This window comes from Veillonella tobetsuensis (genome assembly GCF_001078375.1).
In the GTDB taxonomy this organism is placed as follows: domain Bacteria; phylum Bacillota; class Negativicutes; order Veillonellales; family Veillonellaceae; genus Veillonella; species Veillonella tobetsuensis.
In genome coordinates, this window is sequence record NZ_BBXI01000002.1 from 42,745 (window position 1) to 66,328 (window position 23,584).

Below are 23,584 nucleotides of genomic sequence, written 5' to 3' on the forward strand. Positions count from 1 at the left end.
TATGATTCAACTTGAGAATATCTGTAAACAATATATAAACCACAATCATACGGTCCACGCCGTTGATAACGTATCCTTTTCCGTGGCTCCCAATGAACGTGTAGGTATTGCTGGTGGTAGTGGTTCCGGTAAAAGTACGCTGCTTAGGCTGATTGCCTTATTGGAAAAGCCTACCTCTGGTAATCTGTGGCTCTTTGGTAAAGACGTAACATCCATTCAAAACTATACAGACATATACCGATCCATGCAGATGATGTTCCAAAATCCCTTGGCGGTGATTCCACCGAGGATGAACTTAGAAGCATTTCTCTTAGAGCCGTATATCAACTATGGGCTCATGGATATAGCCGCTGCAAAGGAAGATATCCGCCAATGGATTCAACATGTTGACCTACCTGAAACGATCGTTAACAAATACCCTCATGAGGTCAGCGGCGGTCAACTACAACGTGTTGTATTAGCACGAATTATGCTGATGAACCCAAAGCTAGTACTCTTTGATGAACCTACATCAGCCCTTGATGCGGTGAACCAAAAACTAGTGCTAGACCTCTTACAAAAACTACATAGGGAACAACCCTTCGGCTATGTGTTCGTCAGCCATGACATCGGACTCTTACAAGCCGTAACAGACCGAATCATCGTTATGAAAGATGGGCAAATCGTAGAAACCATCGAATCAAAACGACTTAAAGAAGCGGTACACCCATATACAAAAGCACTTGTGGAAGCAAGTTTATAAAGAAAAGCCCCTGTTTGGATATGCTATTTTTACTGGAGAACCAGTAAAGGTAGTACATATCAATCAGACAGGGGCTTTTTTGTATGGAAAAGTGGTTATCTACAATGTGTAGATAACCACTCAATAGGTAATATTCTGTTTATAGTATTATACAATTTCTGCTTTCAAATCGATAATATTTTTAGCTGCTACGCAACCAGGGCAGTCGCAGAATTCTGCGCCTTCTGCTTTGATGTCTTTAGCGTGTTGTAATAGGTTGGCGGCGCCTTCTTCGCCAAGGATTTGTGTAGCAAGTTCAGAGCCTGCAAAGCCGATTGTTTCATCGATAAGTGCAATGTTTTGTTCTGCTACGGATACGAGTTGTTTGGTAAGTTCTTCTTGTTTAGGTGTACCTTCTGCATTAATCCAAGATTGAGCGAATTCCTTTACTGTTTCATTGCTTGTAGGTGCATCTAATAAAGCTTGTACGAGTTGTGTTAATTGTGTATGTGTCATGATTATTTCCTCCATATAATTACTAACTATAGTTTTGGAATAGTGCATTTAGTATCATATGAGCACCCATTCCTTTTGTTGAGTTCATTATAACACCTACAATAATTTTGAATAGTAGAATGATTTGCGATAGATACTATCAAATAAGATAGATTTATGATGATAACTGGTTTAAATTTTTTGGGGAATAGAAAAGAGGAATGCTTTCACATTCCTCTTAAGCTTAGTTAGAATAAATCTGAGTGGCTACCCGTACGAGTTAAAGATAATACTATCTACTGCTAAGCACTAATCTCAACATAACTGATTACTCCGATCCTAAATCCTCAATCATTTCTTTTACATTAGCATATGATTTTGCTTTTATTTTTCCTGCTAATATATCTTTCGTTTCTTGAATAGCAGCTTCTGTTTCTGGATTATAACGAGGTTGTTTAGGTTGAAATGGAAATCCGCCTTCCATTAGTGATGTGTGGAGAAAAATATTAATCGCATCAGTTACGGATATGCCAAAGCTAGCATATAGTGCTTCTAATTGTGCTTTTACAGCTGGCTCGATACGCAAACTGATAGAGGCCGTTTTAGCCATAGTATCACCTCCTGTTACTTATATTGTAATGCAAATGCTATATAATTGCAATCTTATAAGTGCGAATTGCAAGCATAATACATATCTTTTTCTGGACGAAAAATATTTCTGAATATAAGAATATTAGCTTTTTAGGTGATATAATTAACTTACTATATATAGTTTGTTTGCAGGGGATTGTATCATGAAAAAGGTTGTATGTGTGTTAGCTACGTTAGCTTTTATAGGTTCCATCAATGTTGTGTCCGCAGATGATTTGATGAGATTCCGTCTTAATGGTAATTCTATTTATGATCAGCCTTATGGTGATCGAAATGAGTTCCCATGTCCCGATGGACTTGGTAGTTGTACTATAACTGATAGCGACTATAAAGGTATTCGTAAAGGTCAATCACTAGAGGTGTTTGATACTGTATTTGAGGCTAAGCAACATTTGAACTTTAAACCGCAGTTGTCAAGTGGTTTAGAGGGATTACGTTCCGTACATGTATCCATTGTGGATCACGATGTATTACAAGTTGTGTATGCCTATCATGAGCTTTTAAAAGGAACATATTTTGACCGTGTAGACGATATGCCAAAGTATATTAAGTATCGTGTATCGACTCTATCTGGTAATATCGCAGGTGATTATAAGGATTATTTACCTCAGAAAACCGATGTTATCAATGGTATGACGGTAACCTATCGAATGGTGGATGACGCCGTTTACTTAGCATCTTGGGAATATAAGGGGCAGAACCATGTGTTTTTATTTAATGAGCCTATTTCTGTTGAGCGGGCAAGAGAAATGATTAACAGTGTAGGTACTAATTAAGTTTATTACTGTACTATCTTTTTAAGCCTGATTAGCTTATAATATACATATAAAGAGAGCCCATTAACGTGATTAGGGCGTTAGGCTCATCTAAAACTGAACAAAATTATGATGACGCCTAGCGTGTTAGAGGACTGCACTCCTCTATATGTTAGGCGTTTATTGTTGTACTACTTAACTAGTGCAATGATAGTGACTACTGATAACAGAACTATGATAATTACATAGGTAACTTCATGTTTTGTCATAGTCTCATATGAACGAAAAATAGCAGGGTGGTAGCCCTGCTATTTTTATTGAAAAACTATTTTAAGTGTAGTATATTCTAGATAGGCAATTGATAGTTGTGCAATTAACTACAAAATTCCCCGGAGCGGCAACTCCGAGGGATTTTTTACATTATATATGTAAATAAAGTTATTCATAGTGACAATATTTTACTTTTTATGGTAAAATATCGATAGAGCAAAGTGTTGATTAAATGCACTAAAGAAGCCCTTGCAAAGGATGCCGGTCCTAGCAAGGGCTTTTTTGTCAGATCGTGGTGACAAACCAAGGTTAGTTACCAATAATCGATAGTAGCCAATCTAACCATTTGCAAATATAATAACTTATTACATTTGCCATGATAGCTACAAGAATCGTTGAGAGCGTGTTGATTTAAATGCACCTCCTTTCCGTTACCTGATTTGGAAAGGAATTGGTAACACCTATAGTATAGCAAAATACTCTTTACACAAATAGCGATATACAGTCCTCTTTGTTGTGATTTATATTAAAAATAATGGAGCTTATATGAACGCAGATAATTATAAGATTTCAATGTTGCCATATATAGAAAATGCTAGCAATGAGATAATGGAAAAGTACAATATAAAAGCGCAATATGAAACGGAACCGCCTCATGGAGATGCTATATATTCTATTTCTATAAAGGGGAAAGTATTGCCGTTTTGGATTTATGGTAGGGATGTTACTTTCATAGGTAATAGCATGGTTATGGTCGAGTCTGTAAGATGCAAAACTTGGGATCCCATAGAAACCATCATTATTGATTTAGAGAATGAAGTGTACGCGGGTTTAAAGGAATGGTATACAGATATTTCATTTATTAATGGTCTAATAGAGCTATCTAATCAAGTGGTAAAAATGGATAAACGAATTTTATATAATTTTGAGAATTTAGAGTGGATAAGCTTTTAAGATTGATTGCGTAGAGGGTACATTGACTATACTATAGTGAAGCGTTATTCTATATATGACAAGGGATGTCAATATGTGACATAGTCTCATATGAACGAAAAATAGCAGGGCGGCCACCCTGCTATTTTTATTGTGCTAGTTAGTAAGAAGAACGCTAGATGCATAATATTCATTTTATTTTAATTGACATAACTCTATAGAATACAGTACAATACCCTTATATCTTAAATACAAGCTATGAATGGGTATAAAGGTTTACAGATCCTACTTTCAGAGAGTTGCCGGTTGGTGCGAGGCAATAGAGGTTGTACGCTGACACTCTCCCGTGAGCTTTGGTGGCGAATGCAGCAGTAGTCATCGACGGTGGTTCCGTTATACCCGCAACGAGTCCCAATTAGGGTGGTACCGTGTTATGAATATAACGCCCCTTTGAGCAACGACAGTTGTTCTGAGGGGCTTTTTTTTATGAAAGTTTAGTCAACCATACTACGTGACCGAATTAAAGTGGTGCTCTGACGCTCCAGCTAGCTTAACGGTCCTCGGCCTAGGGCCTCGACCTACTAAAGTCGCTTGCGAGCACGCACTTTAGTTCTAGGTTTATACTTTACTTTAAGTTAGGAGTTTACTAAACTTTTACAATAGATAGATATAATACAGCGTTATGTTTTATTAGTATAGAAAAGGTGAAGATTATGGATCAAAATCGCGTATATTTCTTCGATACAACCCTTCGTGATGGGGAACAAACACCAGGTGTGTCTTTACAAACTCCTGAAAAAATTGAAATTGCGAAAGGCCTAGTACGCCTCGGCATCGATGTAATCGAGGCTGGTTTCCCAGCAGCATCCCCTGGAGATTTTGAAGCAGTACAAACGATTGCACGCGAAGTGAAAGGCGCAACAATTTGTGCGTTGGCACGTGCTAATGAAAAGGACGTACAAAAAGCGATTGATGCATTGAAAGATGCGGAACGTAGCCGTTTGCATGTATTCATTGCTATTTCTGAACTTCATATGGAATATAAATTAAAAATGACTCGCCAAGAGGTATTGGATAAGGTTAAATCCGTATTGGCATATGCAAAAGGTAAGGTTGATGAAATCGAGTTCTCTGGTGAAGATGCGGCACGCTCTGATTTAGATTTCGCATGCCAAGTATTTGGTGTTGCCATTGCTGGTGGTGCAACAATTATTAATGTACCAGATACAGTAGGTTACATGAACCCTAATGAGTTCGGTGATAAAATCCGCTACATTAAAGAACATACACCAGGTATTGAAAATGCAATTATCTCTGTTCACTGCCATGACGACTTAGGTCTTGCCAATGCGAATACGTTAGCTGCTATTAAAGCAGGTGCACGCCAAGTAGAAGGCACAATTAATGGACTAGGCGAACGGGCTGGTAACGTAGCGATTGAAGAAGTTGTAATGGCTCTTAAAACACGCCATGATTACTTCGGCGGCCTTCAAGTGAACATCGATACAAAACAATTTACGAAAGTATCTAAACTTGTGAGTCGTTTAACAGGTGTTGTAGTTCCTCCAAATAAACCAATCGTTGGCTCTAATGCCTTTGCTCATGAGTCTGGTATTCACCAACATGGTATGATGAGCAACCCTGAAACGTATGAAATCATGACTCCTGAGTCCGTAGGGGCTGAAAAAACAGACCTCGTATTGGGTAAACACTCTGGCCGTCATGCCTTTGCTGATCATTTGGCAAAACTTGGTTTCCAATCTTTCACAGAAGAGAAAATCAATGACCTCTTCGCTAAATTCAAAGAATTGGCAGACCGTAAAAAACAAGTATACGACGATGACATCGTCGCTCTTGTAGTAGATAACTTACATCACAAAAAAGCATTCGAGCTTGTGGCTCAATATTACAAATTGGGTGAAAAAGGTTATGCTTATGCTGACGTTCGCCTCATGACACCAGAAGGTGAAAAAGCCGATGCTGCCGTAGGTGATGGTCCAGTAGACGCATCTCTTAAAGCGGTTGAACGTGTGGTTGGCTTGCCAATTAGCTTAAAAGATTACCAAATCCGCGCCATCACAGCAGGTAAAGATGCCCTTGGGGAAGCAACCCTTAAGGTAGAATATAACGGTCGCTTGTACCATGGTCGTGGTATTAGCACCGATATCGTTAAATCAAGTGTGAACGCATATATTAATGCAGTTAACTCAGTATTCCTAGCTATGGAGCTAGAACAACAGGAGGAAGAATAATATGGGTATGACCATTACTGAAAAGAATATGGCTCGCCACGCGGGTCTTGATGTGGTAAAACCAGGCCAAATCATCGAATGTCATTTGGACGCTGTTTTGATGAACGACATCACATTCCCACCGGCGCGTAAAGAGTTCTTAAAGATCGGCAAACCTGTATTTGACCGTCATAAAATCTACTTGGTGCCTGACCATTTCACACCAAACAAAGATATTCAATCCGCTACACAAGCGAAAGTCATGCGCGATTTCGTACGTGAACATGGCATTACAAACTACTTTGAAGTCGGTAGAATGGGTATCGAGCACGTTATTTTGCCAGAAAAAGGCCTTATCGGTCCTGGGGAAATGATGATCGGTGCTGACTCCCACACTTGTACATATGGTGCGGTAAATGCATTCTCCACAGGCGTAGGCTCCACTGATGCGGGCGTTGCTATGGCAGAAGGTAAAACTTGGTTCAAAGTGCCTGAGACAATCAAGGTTGAGCTTATCGGTAAACCTAACAAATGGGTAACTGGTAAAGACGTAATTCTTGATTTAATCGGCCAAATCGGCGTAGACGGCGCTCGTTACATGGCTCTTGAATTCGCTGGCGACGGCGTACAACACATGACTATGGCTGACCGTCTTACCATCTGTAACATGGCTATCGAAGCGGGCGGTAAATGTGGTGTATTCCCATATGATGAAATTACTGAAGAATACATCAAAGGCCGCGTAAATCGTCCTGTAGAACCAATCGCTCCAGATGCTGATGCAGTATATGCTCAAACAATTACCATTGACTTGTCCAAATTGCAACCAGTAGTAGCATTCCCTCATTTGCCATCCAACACACATTACATCAACGAAATCGACAAAGATATTAAAATCGACCAAGTTATCATCGGTTCCTGTACAAATGGCCGTTACGAAGACTTGGTGGCAGCTGCTGAAATCTTCAAAGGTCGCAAGGTGGCTCCGTTTGTTCGTTGTATCGTAATTCCTGGTTCCCAAGATGTATATGACCAAGCGTTGAAAGATGGTTTACTAGATATCTTCATTCAATCTGACTGTGCTGTGTCCACGCCAACATGTGGTCCTTGCCTAGGTGGTTACATGGGTATCATGGCTGAAGGGGAACGCACAGTTTCCACAACAAACCGTAACTTCCGTGGTCGTATGGGTCACGTTGATTCTGAAGTATATTTGGCAAGCCCTTACGTGGCGGCAGCAAGTGCTGTATTAGGCCGCATTGCAGGCCCTGAGGAGGTTTAATATGGATTTTGAAAGCAAAAAAATCTGGCGCTACGGCGACGATGTAGATACAGACGTAATCATTCCGGCTCGTTACTTGGCGATTGCTGACTGGAACGAATTGGCTGAACATGCGATGGAAGATATTGATACTACATTCGCGCCAAATGTGAAAGCTGGCGAAATCATGGTAGCTGGCAAAAACTTTGGTTGTGGTTCCTCCCGTGAACATGCACCAGGCGTTATCAAAGCGAAAGGCGTGCCTGTTATCGTAGCACACTCCTTTGCACGTATCTTCTTCCGCAATGCTATCAACATCGGTTTGCCAGTAGTGGAAATCGGCGAACAAGTTGATCGTATCGACGCTGGTGATGCAATCGGCGTAGACTTGTCTAAAGGTATCGTGTACAACTTGACTAAAAACGAACAATACCAAGGGACTGAGTTGCCACAATTCATTCAAGACATTGCGGCAGCTGGTGGTCTTGTGAACTTTGCGAAACATCGCAAGTAATACTACGTTGCCGAGCCTCGGTGATGCGCTGCCGCTCCACTAGCTTAACGGTCTTCGGAGGCGAGCCAAACACCCGTCTCAACCTCCACCGGCCGGGTCTGACTCCGGCCTGCGGCCTTCGCAGGGCCAAAGTCGGTTTCGACGGGCATTCGGCTCTTAGCAATTTGTCGGTGAGGTTTGAGTCAAATTGTAATCTTCTGTTCTGATGGTGGGTGTGTTTTTCGGTCTTGCGGAGTTCCGCAATGTATTGATGATGTAGAGTCAAGGTGAAGTCCTCAAGCGACTTTAGTAGGTCGAGCCCTTTGGGCGAAGGCCGTTAAGCTAGCTGGAGTTTTAGGGCTTTACATTGCCTCGGATGAATGTAGTATATGAGGAAATAAGAATGAGCGAAAAAAATATCGTATTGATTCCTGGTGATGGTATCGGTACTGAGATTATTGCTGCAGCGAAGGCTGTGTGCGATGTGGCTTTTGAGAAAGCCGGTGTAAAGGTTAATTGGATCGATAAAAAAGCGGGCGGTGCGTCTATTGATGCATACGGTGTGCCTTTGACTGAGGATACGATTGAGGCTTGTAAAGCTGCTGATGCTGTTTTGCTTGGTGCTGTAGGCGGTCCTAAATGGGATAATGTAGATCCTGCTATCCGTCCTGAAAAAGCAATCCTTGGTCTTCGTAAGGAGCTTGGTTTGTTCTGTAATTTGCGTCCTGTAAAAATCTATCCATCTTTGCAAGAGTATTCACCACTTAAAAAGGAACTCGTACAAGATGTAGATTTCGTTATCGTTCGTGAATTGACTGGCGGTATTTACTTCGGTGAACGCGAAGAGGCACAAGGAGAAGGCGCTAACGAGTTTGCTTGGGATAAAGAAACATACAGCCGTTACGAAGTAGAGCGCATCATGGACATTGCTATGGAAACAGCTCGCAAACGTAACAAAAAGGTTGTATCCGTAGATAAAGCAAATGTATTGGCGTCTTCTCGTTTGTGGCGTAAAATCGCTCAAGAGAAAGCGGCAGCTAATCCAGATATCGCAACAGATTACTTCTACGTAGATAATACAGCGATGCAACTCGTTGTAAATCCTGCACAGTTTGACGTTATCGTTACAACAAACTTGTTCGGCGATATCTTGTCTGACGAAGGCGCTGTTATCTCTGGTTCCATCGGGCTTTTACCATCAGCATCTATGGGTACTGGCACAGCATTGTACGAGCCAATCCACGGTTCCGCACCAGACATTATGGGCCAAAACTTGGCGAACCCATTGGGTACAATCTTGTCCGCAGCTATGATGTGCCGTCACTCTCTTGATTTACCTCAAGTGGCTGATGCTATTGAAAAAGCTGTTGAACAAGTGCTCGTTGATGGTTACCGCACAGGCGATATCTACCGCGAAGGCTTAAAACGCGTAGGTACCACAGAAATGGCGCAAGCTGTTATTGAACGTCTATAATCGTAGGGAACAAGGTTTTGAAAGCTCATCAAGTGAGCGAAATTATTTCAAAATCTTATCATATGCTTTATAATATAGAAATATTGTATATATATGCCATTATATAAGAGAGGGCTAGTCCCTCTCTTTTTTGCGGGAGGAGTTATGTTATCTTATTTTTTACTTGCCTTATCTATAGGGCTTGAGCTGTTTGCTACGACCATGTTGAAAGCCTCTGATGGCTTTACGCGGCCGTTACAGACCATTGCTTGTGTGCTTGGCTATGTAGGATCTTTCTATACATTGACGCATGTACTGAAATATATTCCACTCAGTGTTACCTATGCTACCTGGTCTGGCGTAGGCCTCGTGGTGACAGCACTCATTTCTGTCTTTATCTTTAGTGAGGGCTATAATATGTACACTATTTTGGGGATAGGTCTTATTGTAGTTGGTGTTGTCATCCTTAACTTGTGGGGGAACGTAGGTCACTAATCTATAAGACTGTTAATGTGGCCATTAATTAGATTGGTCTTATATCATAATTACCATAATCATATTGTTAGATGAGAGAAGAGCTAATAAGGAGGGCTTTATGAATTCTTCCATGTATCGAAACTTAACCATTACTGCTTTGTTGATGGCATTAGCCATCATGATTCCTATTATGATGCCGTTGAAAGTTGTCATACCGCCGGCATCGTATACACTAGCGAGTCACGTGCCTATATTCCTGGCCATGTTCTTGTCTCGTAAGATGGCGGCTTGTGTTGTAATAGGTTCTACACTAGGTTTCTTTGTGGCAGGGTTCCCTCTTGTTATCGTTATGCGCGCTGCCTCTCATATCATCTTTGCTTTGATGGGGGCATACTACATTAAACACCATCCAACTGTGTTAACGGGGGCTCTATCCTTCGCTGCTTTCAACCTTGTCTGTGCTATCGTTCACGCCATTGGAGAAGTACTAGCCTGCCTCTTGTTCTACACTACAACTACGATGCCAAATATCGATCTCATCTACGTTGTATTTGTTCTCGTAGGTGGCGGTACTATAATCCATAGCATTGTTGATGGTTATATTTCTTTATATATCTATAAAGCGATTCCTGGCTTGAAACCGAATACACATGTAGAATGATGCAGACTGTAAGGACGCAATACTTGAATAATACTAAAGTTGCATAATGCTAAATCCGTATCTGCAGATACAGACGGTTTCTTGTGATTTCGATATAATAGAAATATAGTTAATGACCGATTGATGTTATGTCATTTGATATAACATTTGGGCCATAGATTTGGTTGTAATGGTGAAAGTTACTTATATTCTTTGTTTTATATAAAACGATATAGGAATGAGGTAAGTTCCTCAACTTTCACAGAATTGGAGGTTATTATGAGAAAGCACATTAAGAATAACGTATCTTGGGTTGGTAAAATTGACTGGGAATTACAAGAGTTCCACGGTTCTGATTATAGTATTAACAATGGGTCTAGCCAAAATGCGTATTTGATTGAAGAGGAAAAGACAGTCCTCATTGATACTGTGTGGAAGCCTCATTCCTCCGAGTTTATCGATAATTTGGAGTCTGAAATTGATTTGAACAAGATTGATTTCATCGTATGTAACCATGGCGAAGTAGATCATAGCGGTTCCTTGCCGGCGTTAATGGAAAAAATCCCTAATACGCCGATATACTGTACGGAAAATGCCGTTAAATCCTTGGTTGGTCAGTATCACCATCCAGAATGGAATTTTAAAATAGTTAAAACAGGTGATTCCGTAGATATTGGTAATGGTAAATCTTTGGTATTCGTAGAAATGCGTATGCTGCACTGGCCTGATTCTATGGCGACTTATATGGCTGGTGACAATATTTTGTTCTCCAACGACGCCTTTGGTCAACATTTTGCAGTAGAAGAGCTATGGGCCGATAAGGCAGATCAATGTCGTTTATGGGCAGAGGCGATGAAATATTACGCTAATATTTTGAATCCATTCTCTCCATTGGTAAAAGCTAAGGTTGAAGAAATTCAAAAGCTCAACTTGCCAATTGATATTATCGCTACTAGCCATGGTGCAATTTGGCGTGAAAATCCAATGCAAATCGTAGAAAAATACTACGAATGGTCTCAAGCCTATCAAGAAGATCAAATCACAGTTGTATACGATACAATGTGGGATGGTACAAAGAAATTGGCTCATAAGATTGCTGAAGAGATTGCAAAACAATCTCCAGATACACGGGTTAAAATCTTTAACATCAGTAAAACTAATAAAAATGACATCATGACAGAGGTCTTCAAATCTAAAGCTATCGCTGTAGGCTCTCCAACCGTAGGCAATAGCGTGTTATCTGCTGTAGCGGGGTGGCTCGACTTCTTACGTGAGTTGAAGTTTAAAAATAAAAAAGCTGCTGTATTTGGAACCTATGGCTGGTCTGGTGAATCCACGAAAGTACTACGCGAAGACTTAACTAAATATGGCTTTACTGTAGTAGAACCAGAAATTAAATGTAACTGGAATCCAGAAGCCTCTGATTTAGATAAAGCTGAAGAACTTGTAAAAGCTTTACTAGCATAATATATTAAGCATAAGGTAGGGCATTAAAAAAGGTGTACCAACACAAATCAACGTGTGTTGGTACACCTTTTTTTATTTAGTTGCTGTTAAAGCACTATCATCAAATGTGATATTGCCTAATATTACATGGTCTCTTAAATTATTAAGGCCACGTTTACCATATTGATGGTATTTTACTTTTAACTCTTGATTCATGGCGAATTGTAGTTGTTTTAGCACATTGTTTGTAATATCTTGAGAGGTCTCTTTTTTAAATCGAATACCATTAAATAATAATGTACTATCTTTTTCAATAAAATGTACATTGCCTAAACCTTTACCCACAATTAGTTGATCTTTATCCTTGTTGAGTTGCGCTGTTGCACTAGTTAAATCAGCTTTTTGTTTAGTTAGTACAAAGTTGATATCAAAGGTAACGTTTTTGGATTTATTTTCGTTACGAATGAAAGATGGAAGGTAACCAGCAGGTGTAGGATAATCTTTAGATGGTTTATATGTATAGGCATCTTCCGTGATGAGATAAGAGTCACCATTTTCTTGGACGGATAATCGGTACATGGTCTTATCACCATCGTAACCAATCCAAGTGCCTTCAAAGTTATTTTTACCACAGCCGGATGTAATTACTAACGCGACAAGTGCAATCATAAGTAGGCTGAGCTTTAATATATTTTTCATTACAGAACCTCCTTATTGCACATTATCTAAGATAGAATCATCAAAGGTAAAATCGAATTGAATTGTTGGTTGATTCATTCGATTTTTCATATACTCTTTATTTTTCTCAATACTTGCAGATTTTAACGTCTCTTGCATTTCAGGTAAATATTTTTGAATTGAATTATCGTCTGATTTTTTACGGAATACAATGTTTTCTATAAGTAGAGTGTTATCCTTTTCATTATATAAGATGGACATGGTTGTATTGTCTTTACTAAGATTAATACGATTATTCGTTACATTACCAATTATACTGTATATTGCACCGTTATTCTTTTGTAGTAAGTAATCCTCGTGAACAGTAGCAGTTTCACCTGTTTTGCTAAGTATTTGTGCATCTATAAGGCCACTGCTAGATCCATCCATAAGCGCTTTATATTTATAGGTAGTCATAGAAACAATTGCTTGTTTATCTAAACTTTCAATAGTTAATTCGGCTACACCATTATTTTTATCATAGGCAATCCAAGTACCTTCAAACTTGCTAGCATCATTACCAGTACTACCACATGCTGTGATTAGCATCATCGTGAAAGCCAGCAGTAACCCAATCAGAATGTTTCGTTTCATACTAGACTCATTATGCTGCGTCGCCATAATATTTACGACGTAAGTAGAACATGTAACCAACACCGCCTACAATAGCAATACCGATGACGATTGCACCGTAGAACAACCAGCTGTGACCTGGTTTGAACGTAAAGTGAATATTGCTATCCTCTGGGAATGTTACTGTATTATCTTTGATAGAACCATTTTGTACGCTTTCAGGTACAATTGTACCTTCTACAGTAATCTTAGTTTGACCTGCAGAGCGACCTAAATCGACGATATAGGAGCCATCATCTGTTTTTTGTAATGCCGGTTCTTTAGATTTGCCTTTCAATTGTGTTGTAACGGCATCACGCATTTGTTCGAGCTCAGTAGCATTATCAAATTTTGTTTCAATTTTCCATACTGGCTTAGATCCAACATCTGCATCTGCAACAGTTTCCATTTTTCCCTCGGCATTAGGTGCTTTTAATGTATATTTTTGTACATTGTTTTTAGTTAATGCATCGGTAATAACTTTCTTCTCTAATGGACCTGATTGGGAGTTAACAGTTGCATCCCAAGTGCCGCTACCATCACTGTTAATCATGATATCTGAATTGATAGTGGCACAACCAGATAACACTAACATACATAAACTAAGAATCATAAGTCCTAATCGTCTCATAATACTCCTCACTTTCAAATTACAAAATTTAAACTATCTATAAAATGCTAGTTGTGATATATTGTACATTAATTAGATAAACGTAGGCAATACATGTAGTTGAAAGGAATGATGAAATGTTAATGAAGTTTAAACAGTTTGGCGTTGTAAAATGTACACTGAGTATTGTAATAGTGATTGGAATACTTGTGTGCGCTGGATATGGACTCTATCATAAGATGACTTATAAATCTACGCCAGAATATTCATTGAAATTGATATACGATGCTATCCAAAATGGTGATGAAGAAACTTTTAAAAAGATGGTTGATATTGAGGCTATAGGTCATAGACGTTATGATAAGACAATCGCCTTTTATGAGAAACTGGTCGCTGAAGGAAAAGAAAAAAAGATACTATTTCCCTATGACGGTAAAATGCTTAATCTGGGAGAACATAGATTTGCTATGGCAAAACGAATTTTTTCTAATGATATACATACAATTTTTACTAGTGGGGATACGGAGAGTATAAAACATGGTTCTGCTTCTAATACTAGATTTATAGATCATATTGTCATGTTACGTGAGACTAATCGCTTTAAACTCGTTTCTGTAGAATCTCATATGATGAGCCCAGAACAAGTTAGTATGGTAGTAATTGGACAAGATATGACTGATAATAATCTGAAAAGTCTATCTCTGGAAATGAAAAGAATATCAGATGATGAATGGAAGATAGTCTGGTACGACTTTGACTCTTTTGGATTCCCTGATATGGAACGTGATTATAATTAGTATTTAACTTTGAAATAAAACACCCCGTATACCGTGATAAATGGTATACGGGGTGTTTTGTTATGTAGTAGCTTCTAGTTAGTATATGTATCAAACACAAAATCTATAATTGTTCGAATGGTTTCATTAGCCCCTATAATCTTGATTTGTTTATATGATTTGAGACCTAGAATTTTAATTGGATCTGCCAATAAAGCGGTTAAGAAGCTGTGTGTAGCTGTTATAGCGTGAGAGAAATCGAGGATTACGGTTTCTCCTTTTTTTATGGCTGGAATGATTTTTCGTTCTCTAAGATTAATAGCTTCTAATTTGACTTCACACCGTTCTCCGCAATAGTTATACATATCAATGTACAATTCTGGAGCACGGACGATGTTATTTCGTTTAGCTACAGTTTCCGTAGCGTGTTTTCTGAAATCCTCTAGGTGTTTATGAAGATCATATGTTTTTAATCTATCAAAACCAATGGTCATGTATATAAATGTGCCAGGCCAAGCGTTTTCTAGTGTTGTGTAGGTTACATCTAGTGGAGAAATATGTGCGACACCATCGCCTGATACGATGTACATATCTGCTTCTAATGTTTTGCCAAGATTACTAGATAAGTAAAGGCCCATGCCTGCATTGTTTTGCTGTTTATAAGGTCCTACGTTGACGCCAAATGTACCAGAAATTTCAGGCTCTAGTGCCATAGCGATGGCATCTGTATTGTTTGTGAAAGGTGCATAGGTTTGCTCTAAATGTGTTTTAATACCTACACCAAGATCAGCAAGAATAAATGATAATTGGTTTTTATCTCGATACCAGTTAAATTGTAATAATGATGGAATCTGAGGATTAAAACCGTGTTCTAATGCATTATATGTTAGTTCGGATATGATATAACGAACTGCATCCTCATATCCTCTAATTAAATCTGTAGGTAAATCTAAGGCGTAATCACGAATCGTATTTAGCATTTTCGTAATATTATGATCTTTGTATTTGATGGCGAATATGGGCTTGTTGTAGACGTAATGAAAATTGTCTTGTGTGTTGTCTAGAACGTTAAAACAACCCTTGCCATCAATATTTTTCCACATATTATAAAATTGAGTATTTTTTGTATATCTCAAATTTACATATACATGGTTTCTTTTTAGATACCATATATATTGAATTAGTAGAATTAAAGATTGATAATCCGCCATTTTACATTGTCTTGCATCAATTGTTATTGAGTTACCTTCGTGATTCCACCTAAATAATTTAAGAATATTATCAAAGTCGATAATCCCCTTGTGTTTAAATGATAATGTATTTGGTATTGTTACGATTAGAAGTTTTTCTTTTGTCATACCTGTTGTGTTCATGCTCTCTCTCCTTTACGTTGACATAGGTACATGTTGTTGATATACTTTGTTTGAAGATAACGTCCTAGAGACATTAAAGAGCGGAATGTTCGTCTCTCGGTTGTCTCAGTTGACCCCATACTGTGTATGGGGTTTTCTTATACTTATATTATAGAACTAATGTTTGTAAAAACAAGAGAAATATCACTGTTATGATTAATTGATACACCAATGCGATTATTCGAAGTTTTTTGCGTATTTATCATACTGTTCCGAAGTAGTTTCATTCTTCTGTATGTCTAGTTATTTTCTCGTCTTGAATTGGATGTATTAATTTTATACAATAACAGTAATATTAATTTATAGGAATTTAGCGCATTTAGGAGAGATAGATGGTTGGTCAGAACTGGTGGAGTCGCATAGGTTTAGTTATGTGCATCGTGGCGAGTGTAGTCAGTGTAAGTGGCTGTGAGTTCAATATGGATAATTTAAAGAATAACAGTCAGGTGAAAGCCACTCAAAGCGATAGTGAGAAGGAAATCTGGCGTGTTTTTAGATTTTATTTGGCTGCTACGAATGAGTTTAATTTTGATAGTGTGAAATATAGTCATCAACATGTAGAAACGGTGCAGCAAGCACGGCAAAATGTACCGTTAGCTGAGTTTAAGGTGCGAGATTACGAACGCCTTGAGCAAGAACTCATTGCTGCACGGGAAGCAGTGCATTCACATAGTGACTTGGAAGCGGCTACAGATGCTTTATTACCAGTGTTGCACGAAGTTGTGGTGGCTGTAAAAGAGCTAGACACTTATTATAAAGAAAAGCGCTATGAATCAGATAATTATGCATTTGCCCAGACGCAATTGGAGAAACTTTCAACATTAATAGATGCATTTAGACCGAAATATGATGCGGTAGATAACCTGGTTAATACCTATCATAAGCAGGAGGGAGAACGTCTTGTTAAGGTAATGCGCAACAATGGACAAGCTAATGGAGCTAATATGGTGGAAATGATGCTTATTTATAGCGATATAGTAGATCATATTGTAGAACGTAAATCCGATAGCGATTTCCAGTGGTTGAAAGAACAGAAAAATGTAGCTGATGGAATTGGTGCAAAGATTACTGCCGCCGAAGCACAGAACCGTTTAGATCAACAGAAACATCTTGATAAAGCAATTGAGGATTTTATTGCTGATCCTCGTATTGAAACGGAGGATGCCGTTGTTGAGCAATATAATGAACTGGTAAGTAGACCGATGAATTTTAAATTATTAGATTCTGTGCAGAATCCATATGTGCCTGAAAAATTATAATGTGAAATGGTATATGTTAAAAATGATATAAATTTTACGTAGAATATATTTGACAACATAGGCCAAAGGGCCCTATAATTATCTATTATATGAATATTGCGTTGAAAAAGACGGCACGTCTCAGACGGATTTAGTAGAGACCAAACTCATGGGCTGAAAGGTTTGGAAATCTAGAGATTTGCGGATCACTTTGGAGCAAGCGGCAACGCCGCCGGTGAACACCGTTATATGTCTAAGTGGCTTTCATAGTTATGTGATGAGTTGCGTCCTATAAGTTACCATCATGCAGGCGCATGGTGTGACGATTGCAGAATATGCGGTGGCGTTAGCTTTCACAGAAGGTCAGTAGGGTGGTACCACGGATATTACGTCCGTCCCTTCGGGGGCGGGCGATTTTTTTATGTAAAAGGAGCACATCATGGATTACGGTAAGACGTTACATTTGCCTGAAACAGAATTCCCAATGCGCGGCAATTTGCCTAAGCGCGAACCAGAAATCTTAAAATTCTGGGAAGACAACAAAATTTACGAAAAACGTTTGGAATTGCGAAAAGACGCAAAACCTTTCATCTTGCATGATGGCCCTCCATACGCAAATGGTAAATTGCACATCGGTCATGCCCTCAACAAAACGTTGAAGGACATCATCATGAAATACAAAACAATGACTGGTCACTATACTCGCTACATCCCTGGTTGGGATACGCACGGTTTGCCAATCGAGCATGCGGTTATTAAAAATACTGGTCTTAACCGTCATGAAATGGCGCCTCTTGATTTGCGCAATAAATGTAAGGAATATGCATTAGAATGCGTAGAAACTCAAAAACAAGACTTCATTCGCTTTGGTGTACTAGGCGAATGGGAACGCCCTTATTTGACATTGCGCCCTGAGTTCGAAGTAAAACAACTTGGTATCTTCGGCGAAATGGCAAAACGCGGTCATATCTATAAAGGTCTTAAAACTGTATACTGGTGTACTCACTGCGAAACTGCATTGGCAGAGGCAGAAATCGAATACGCTGAGAAAAAATCTTTCTCCATCTACGTAAAATTCCCTTACGTATCCGAGAAAAAGGTAACATTGCCAGCTGGCGTAGATCCAAAACAAGCATTTGCTGTTATCTGGACAACTACTCCTTGGACAATGCCTGCCAACGTAGCAATCTCCGTTAACCCTGAGCTTGAATATGGCTGGGTAAAAGTAGGCGAAGAATACTACTTGATGGCGACTGAACTTGTTGAAGCAGCTATGAAAGATATCGGCATTGAAGAATACGAAATTATAAATCGCTTCTCTGGTGCAGACTTAGAATTGGCAGATTTTAAACATCCATTCGTAGAACGTAAATCTACTGTATTATGTGGCGATCACGTAACTCTTGATGCTGGTACTGGTTGCGTTCATACAGCGCCTGCACACGGTGAAGACGACTTTAACATCGTTCAACGTTACAATAAAGAAGGTAAAGCTGAGCTTCCTATCGTATCCCTTGTTAACGAAACTGGTAACTACACTAAACAAGTAGACGACAATCGTTATGGCGATACTGAGTTCCCATTGGCTGGCGTAGAAATTCACGATGCAGAGGTGCCTGTTATCAAAATCTTGGCGCACAACAATGCATTGCTTAGTAAATCTAGCTTGCGCCACCAATACGCGCACTGCTGGCGTTGTAAAAACCCTGTTATCTACCGTGCTACAGAACAATGGTTCTCCTCTGTAGATGGATATCGTCAACAAGCACTTGATGCAATCGACAATCAAGTACAATGGATTCCTAAATGGGGCCATGACCGCATCTTTAACATGGTTCGCGACCGCGGTGACTGGGTAATTTCTCGTCAACGTATTTGGGGCGTGCCAATTCCTATTTACTATTGTGAAAGCTGTGGCGAGCACATCATCAATGACGACACTATGTCTGCATTACTTGAAAAAGTAGCTGTAGAAGGTTCCGACGCATGGTGGGCACACAGTGCTAAAGAATTGTTACCAGAAGGCTTCAAATGTCCTCATTGCGGTCATGATGAGTTCAAAAAAGAAACTGACATCATGGACGTATGGTTTGACTCTGGTTCCTCTTGGGCTGGCGTACTTGAAGTTAACGATCTTGAAGTACCATGTGCTATGTACCTTGAAGGTTCCGACCAACATCGCGGTTGGTTCAACTCTTCCTTGTTAACTGCAGTGGCAACAACAGGTAAAGCACCTTACAACTCCGTATTGACTCACGGCTTCGTTGTGGACGGTGAAGGTCGCAAAATGTCTAAATCTGTAGGTAATACAGTAGCACCTAGCGACATCATCGACGTATACGGCGCTGACGTTATGCGTTTGTGGGTATCCTCTGCGGATTACCAAGCAGACGTACGTTTGTCTAAAGACATCGTAAAACAATTATCCGAAGTATACCGTAAGATCCGTAATACATTCCGGTTCTTGCTTGGTAACTTGGATGACTTTAATCCAAATACTGATAAAGTGGCTTATGCAGATATGTCTGAATTCGATAAATGGGCATTGTTGCGCTTAGAAGAAGTACGTCAAAAAGTTTCTGATGCATACGAAAACTATGAATTCCACATGTTGTACCATGCAATTCATAACTTCTGTACAGTAGACTTGAGCTCCATCTACCTTGATGTAATGAAAGATACTATGTACGCTGAAAGCAAAAATAACGTAGCTCGTCGTTCTGCTCAAACAGCGATGTATGAAATCTTAAAAACATTAGTAGCAATGGTATCTCCAGTACTTTCTTTCACAGCAGAAGAAGTTTGGAAATACATGCCTAAAGAAGACGGCATGCCTGAATCCGTTATGCTTCAAGATTGGCCACAAGGTCATCCTGAACACTTCGACCAAGAATTGGCTGATAAATGGAACCAATTGTTAGACTTGCGTACATCTGTACAAAAAGCATTGGAACTTGCTCGTCAAGACAAAACAATCGGTCACCCACTAGATGCATCTGTTACAGTATACGCTGAAGGCGCTGCATTCGACGCATTGAACGCCCTTGGTGAAGAAGGCTTGGCTAAACTCGTTATCGTATCTGAAGCTCACATCGTAAACGGCGCTGCTCCAGCAGAGGCTGTTAAAGACGAAGAAACAGGCGTGGCTACAGTAGTTGCTGCATCTGAACTTGAAAAATGTGAACGCTGCTGGATCCATCGCGATACAGTAGGTCAAGATAGCGAACACCCTACACTTTGCCACCGTTGTGCAGAGGTAGTAAAAGCACTATAATTCCACAATCGATTTAAATACAGTTGTCAGAATATCCCCTTCAGAAGGCTCCATCGGCCGGGTCTGTTCCTTCGGAACAGGGCCAAAAGTCGCCTTCTAAAGGGGATATTTTTCTGTATTTCAGTCAATCTGTGGGATTATAGCACTAGGAAAGGAGAGACAGTCGCTTCTCGAAGGGGATATTTTTATTGGCGTTTAAACTGTATTCGCTATCAGAGTGCTTTTCTGGTGTTTTTGTTATGTGATACAATGATGGAAATATTGGCTGCTAGTAAAGGGAGGGAATATCATGCAATTTCTGTTAATGCATAGGGATGTACCTGTCTTACAGTTTGCTATTTTCGATGATAGAAATTGGGCTCGTATTATTGATGTATTGAATGCGGCTCATGTACCTGTTAATATGCTTGTGCAACCTCATAACAGGGAGCATGCTTTAAATGAATTTATTGACCATCGATTTATTCCGCAAAGTCGTTCTAATTATGATGTTATTAAGGCGTTGTATAAGGCAAACGATGCATTTGAATTGTCTTTGCGATCGTATATGGTGAGTATTTCTGACCATTATTGGGTGAAACCTTGCGATAGTTCTGTGACTTGGTCTGACGTCAATTTTTATGATAATCCAATTCCCGATGATCAAGTGTTGATAGGGGCTATTGATACATTACATCAATATGATCCGTGGCGTCGGACGCCGAATACATCGAATAATGGGACATTGCGTCAGATTTGGTTGCACCGCGGAGATGAGATTTTGCTTTCAAAAGCAGGCGAATTGACCTTTAAACAAGAGCTTTTTAATGAGGCCGTTGTTAGCGATATATTAGCCTATTTTGATGTGCCTTATATCACGTACTATTTGGATTATATGTCTGATGAAGCAGAGAATGTATCGGTCTGCAACTGTTTTACGAATCGTAATGTAGAATACATTCCTGCATGGCAATTGACGGCTAACACGAAACCTAACGATGTGAGTGAGTACGCGCATTACGTGAATCAGTTGCATTCATTTGGTCTTACTGATGTGACGAGTCAGTTAGAGCAAATGATTGTGCTTGATGCGCTCATTGCTAATGAGGATCGTCATTGGGGCAATTTTGGTGCTCTTCGTGATAGTGAAAGTCTAGAATTTATCGGTCTTGCACCTATTTTTGATAACGGAAACTCCTTGGGGTATAAAGCGGCATCTGTTGTGCGAAACCGTAATGCTGATGCGTCCGTAGCCTTTAACAAGACTCATACACTGGAATTGAAACATGTGTCCTCTGCTGTGAAAGTAGATTGGGATGGCATTATCAATCACTGTATGGAGATTGTAGAACATAGATATAATCAACTAGTAGAACCGGAGTTCGGTATAGATCGTGCACATATGATTGGTCAATTCATACAAGAACGAGCAAAAAAATTAAAAACTTTTTAGATTTATGAATTCATTGTGTGCTATCATTCTCCTAAAAGATGTGGTGTTAATTGTCGATATGACATTTTCCTCATGAAATTTTTATGTGTAAAAATTTTCACATTTCATATTAAAGTTAATATACTCGTTTATGATATTTATAGTTAGTTTAGTAAATGAGTGTATGAGAACATGAGAAGGAGGAATATACCATGGTAGCAGCAATTATCAAAGCCATTTTGGCAGCTCTTACTGGTTTAGCAAATGCACTTTTGCCTTTATTCAAATAAGATAAAGTCCCTAAAACCCTCATAAAACCTCAAAGCTTGAGCATGTATGCTTAGCTTTGAGGTTTTTTTCTTTATATACTGTATCCCTCATAATTGCGAAAATGATATGTAATAGTAAGGTTTAAATGATGTTTATTGTTGATTTAAATGTGGTTGCCTTCATTGACTACATCTAAAAATGTGCATATAATGAAATGTGAATTGAAAATGAAGCGCATGTTCACAATAAATAATGAGGGAGACGATACAATGAAAGATTATTTTGCATTGAAAGCTATGGTCTTGGGGGCCATAGCCTGTGCTATTAGTGCTACTGGTATTGCGGCTGATGTGGAGGGGCATAATGTACTCCCTCCAACTAATAAACAACAACTAGATATCCGTGATATCGCCAGACATGAAGCGGTACTTTCAGATTGGATGGACCACACAGATATTAAGGTTGGCACACAGTCTAAAGTGGGTACACAAGTGTCTATAGAAACATTGCAACCCTTAACTCATTATGATGAAAACTCTAAGTCCGTACTTTTTGTACAAGGTGGTATTGATAAAGGTGGTCAAGAGCATAAGGTTAATTATTTTGATGGAAGTGGTGGAGTTTGGTATCCATACGACCCAGTTACAAATACTGTGGAAACAAAAAGTAAACCAGAACGACATGATGAGACAAAATCTTTAGGTACTGTGGGGAATATTGGTTTAGGGTATCGTCAGCTCAGTAAACATGAACATGCTTATGTAGGTATTAATGTATTTGCAGATCGCGCTTTTTCCGAGAATGCTAATCGAGTTAGTGGAGGCTTAGAATATGTGGCCGGATTTAACGAAGTTCGTGCCAATGTATATAGAGGTTTAGGAAATATAAAATCTCAATCTTATATTGTGGGCGTACCTGAATCGCATCTACCATTTCCATTGAATGGTGGGACTGCTAATTACACGGTATATAAGTCTCAAAAAGTATTATCTGGTTATGATATAAGTTATGCTCGTACCTTTAAGAATGCTCGCTGGGCTCGTGTGCACATTGGGGCTTATCACTGGAATGGTCTCGGCATTTCTTCCTATAGTGGAGGGACCTCTCCGATTTCTGATCTTGGGAATAGTTCTGGTTGGCAAGTGGGCACTACATTACAAGTGACCCCGCATGTATCCTTAGATTTAGGCTATACATCGGATAATAAGTATGCTAGTGGTGCTTATGGATTTATTAAGTATACATTGGGGACATCTAAATTTGCTTGGCATGGTGGTAAACATAGTGATGATACTATTACGAATGCTCGCGCTAGAATGTTAGACAAGGTAAAACGCAGCCCTATGATGATTGGCCGTGGTTATGAAGAGTATTGGGTGGTAGTGCCTTGGGATAATTTATAAAATTGATGATAATTTATAAAACTAAAAGGAGAGAA

Annotated in this window: 21 protein-coding genes and 1 other annotated feature; of the genes, 15 read left to right on the top strand and 6 right to left on the bottom strand. The window is 39.3% G+C overall.

What is annotated here, in order from left to right; all coding sequences use genetic code 11:
- Position 1: 1 nt before the first annotated feature.
- Complete coding sequence (locus VEI_RS00300; RefSeq protein WP_059361084.1) at positions 2–742, top strand: ABC transporter ATP-binding protein; 741 nt, start codon at positions 2–4, stop codon at positions 740–742.
- 147 nt (positions 743–889) lie between these two features.
- Here VEI_RS00300 and VEI_RS00305 read toward each other — a convergent pair whose 3' ends face one another.
- Positions 890–1,237, bottom strand: coding sequence for a hypothetical protein (locus VEI_RS00305; RefSeq protein ID WP_059361086.1), 348 nt, complete (start codon positions 1,235–1,237; stop codon positions 890–892).
- A 307-nt stretch (positions 1,238–1,544) separates the two neighbouring features.
- A complete protein-coding gene (locus VEI_RS00310; RefSeq protein WP_059361088.1) occupies positions 1,545–1,826 on the bottom strand; it encodes a type II toxin-antitoxin system RelB/DinJ family antitoxin in 282 nt (93 codons plus the stop codon).
- Positions 1,827–2,010: 184 nt separating this feature from the next.
- Between VEI_RS00310 and VEI_RS00315 the strand changes: the two genes are divergently transcribed.
- From VEI_RS00315 to VEI_RS00355, 9 genes are all read left to right on the top strand, one after another.
- Positions 2,011–2,643 carry a hypothetical protein gene (locus VEI_RS00315; protein ID WP_059361091.1) on the top strand — a complete coding sequence of 211 codons (633 nt, stop codon included), beginning with the start codon at positions 2,011–2,013 and terminating at the stop codon, positions 2,641–2,643.
- Positions 2,644–3,438: 795 nt separating this feature from the next.
- A complete protein-coding gene (locus VEI_RS00320; protein ID WP_059361093.1) occupies positions 3,439–3,846 on the top strand; it encodes a hypothetical protein in 408 nt (135 codons plus the stop codon).
- Between the two features lie 228 nt (positions 3,847–4,074).
- Positions 4,075–4,278 (top strand) — a binding site (T-box leader).
- Positions 4,279–4,538: 260 nt separating this feature from the next.
- On the top strand, positions 4,539–6,077 hold the full coding sequence (locus VEI_RS00325) for a 2-isopropylmalate synthase (protein WP_059361095.1): 1,539 nt from the start codon (positions 4,539–4,541) through the stop codon (positions 6,075–6,077).
- A gap of 1 nt (position 6,078) precedes the next feature.
- Complete coding sequence (leuC, locus tag VEI_RS00330) at positions 6,079–7,338, top strand: 3-isopropylmalate dehydratase large subunit (RefSeq protein ID WP_059361097.1); 1,260 nt, start codon at positions 6,079–6,081, stop codon at positions 7,336–7,338.
- A gap of 1 nt (position 7,339) precedes the next feature.
- Positions 7,340–7,831: a 3-isopropylmalate dehydratase small subunit gene (locus VEI_RS00335; protein ID WP_059361098.1), complete on the top strand. Its 492-nt coding sequence runs from the start codon at positions 7,340–7,342 to the stop codon at positions 7,829–7,831.
- Positions 7,832–8,213: 382 nt separating this feature from the next.
- The gene (gene leuB / locus VEI_RS00340) at positions 8,214–9,284 is read left to right on the top strand and encodes a 3-isopropylmalate dehydrogenase (RefSeq protein ID WP_059361100.1); all 1,071 of its coding nucleotides are present in this window, start codon (positions 8,214–8,216) and stop codon (positions 9,282–9,284) included.
- Positions 9,285–9,428: 144 nt separating this feature from the next.
- Complete coding sequence (locus VEI_RS00345) at positions 9,429–9,758, top strand: DMT family transporter (protein WP_059361102.1); 330 nt, start codon at positions 9,429–9,431, stop codon at positions 9,756–9,758.
- A gap of 100 nt (positions 9,759–9,858) precedes the next feature.
- The gene (locus tag VEI_RS00350) at positions 9,859–10,401 is read left to right on the top strand and encodes a hypothetical protein (RefSeq protein ID WP_059361103.1); all 543 of its coding nucleotides are present in this window, start codon (positions 9,859–9,861) and stop codon (positions 10,399–10,401) included.
- A 258-nt stretch (positions 10,402–10,659) separates the two neighbouring features.
- Positions 10,660–11,847: an oxygen-binding di-iron domain-containing protein gene (locus tag VEI_RS00355; RefSeq protein ID WP_059361105.1), complete on the top strand. Its 1,188-nt coding sequence runs from the start codon at positions 10,660–10,662 to the stop codon at positions 11,845–11,847.
- Positions 11,848–11,919: 72 nt separating this feature from the next.
- Here the strand turns inward: VEI_RS00355 and VEI_RS00360 are convergent, their stop codons facing one another.
- Genes VEI_RS00360 through VEI_RS00370 form a run of 3 tightly spaced genes read right to left on the bottom strand, consistent with a single transcriptional unit; the run spans position 11,920 to position 13,786 of the window.
- Positions 11,920–12,525, bottom strand: coding sequence for a hypothetical protein (locus VEI_RS00360; protein ID WP_059361108.1), 606 nt, complete (start codon positions 12,523–12,525; stop codon positions 11,920–11,922).
- A gap of 12 nt (positions 12,526–12,537) precedes the next feature.
- Entirely contained in the window at positions 12,538–13,137 is a 600-nt protein-coding gene (locus tag VEI_RS00365) for a hypothetical protein (RefSeq protein WP_059361110.1), read from the bottom strand.
- A 10-nt stretch (positions 13,138–13,147) separates the two neighbouring features.
- Positions 13,148–13,786, bottom strand: a complete 639-nt coding sequence (locus VEI_RS00370; protein WP_059361112.1) for a hypothetical protein — start codon at positions 13,784–13,786, stop codon at positions 13,148–13,150.
- 122 nt (positions 13,787–13,908) lie between these two features.
- On the opposite strand from VEI_RS00370, the gene VEI_RS00375 reads away from it, so the two are divergent.
- Entirely contained in the window at positions 13,909–14,562 is a 654-nt protein-coding gene (locus tag VEI_RS00375) for a hypothetical protein (protein WP_223209301.1), read from the top strand.
- A gap of 74 nt (positions 14,563–14,636) precedes the next feature.
- Here the strand turns inward: VEI_RS00375 and VEI_RS00380 are convergent, their stop codons facing one another.
- Complete coding sequence (locus VEI_RS00380; RefSeq protein ID WP_059361117.1) at positions 14,637–15,914, bottom strand: STAS-like domain-containing protein; 1,278 nt, start codon at positions 15,912–15,914, stop codon at positions 14,637–14,639.
- A gap of 371 nt (positions 15,915–16,285) precedes the next feature.
- Here VEI_RS00380 and VEI_RS00385 point away from each other — a divergent pair, with 371 nt between their 5' ends.
- The 4 genes from VEI_RS00385 to VEI_RS00400 all read left to right on the top strand — a co-directional run bounded on the left by VEI_RS00385 (position 16,286) and on the right by VEI_RS00400 (position 23,549).
- Positions 16,286–17,212 carry a DUF3829 domain-containing protein gene (locus VEI_RS00385; RefSeq protein ID WP_059361119.1) on the top strand — a complete coding sequence of 309 codons (927 nt, stop codon included), beginning with the start codon at positions 16,286–16,288 and terminating at the stop codon, positions 17,210–17,212.
- Positions 17,213–17,630: 418 nt separating this feature from the next.
- Positions 17,631–20,465, top strand: coding sequence for an isoleucine--tRNA ligase (gene ileS, locus VEI_RS00390; protein ID WP_059361121.1), 2,835 nt, complete (start codon positions 17,631–17,633; stop codon positions 20,463–20,465).
- Positions 20,466–20,754: 289 nt separating this feature from the next.
- On the top strand, positions 20,755–21,897 hold the full coding sequence (locus VEI_RS00395; protein WP_059361123.1) for a HipA domain-containing protein: 1,143 nt from the start codon (positions 20,755–20,757) through the stop codon (positions 21,895–21,897).
- 518 nt (positions 21,898–22,415) lie between these two features.
- Complete coding sequence (locus VEI_RS00400; protein ID WP_059361125.1) at positions 22,416–23,549, top strand: inverse autotransporter beta domain-containing protein; 1,134 nt, start codon at positions 22,416–22,418, stop codon at positions 23,547–23,549.
- Positions 23,550–23,584: the final 35 nt, after the last annotated feature.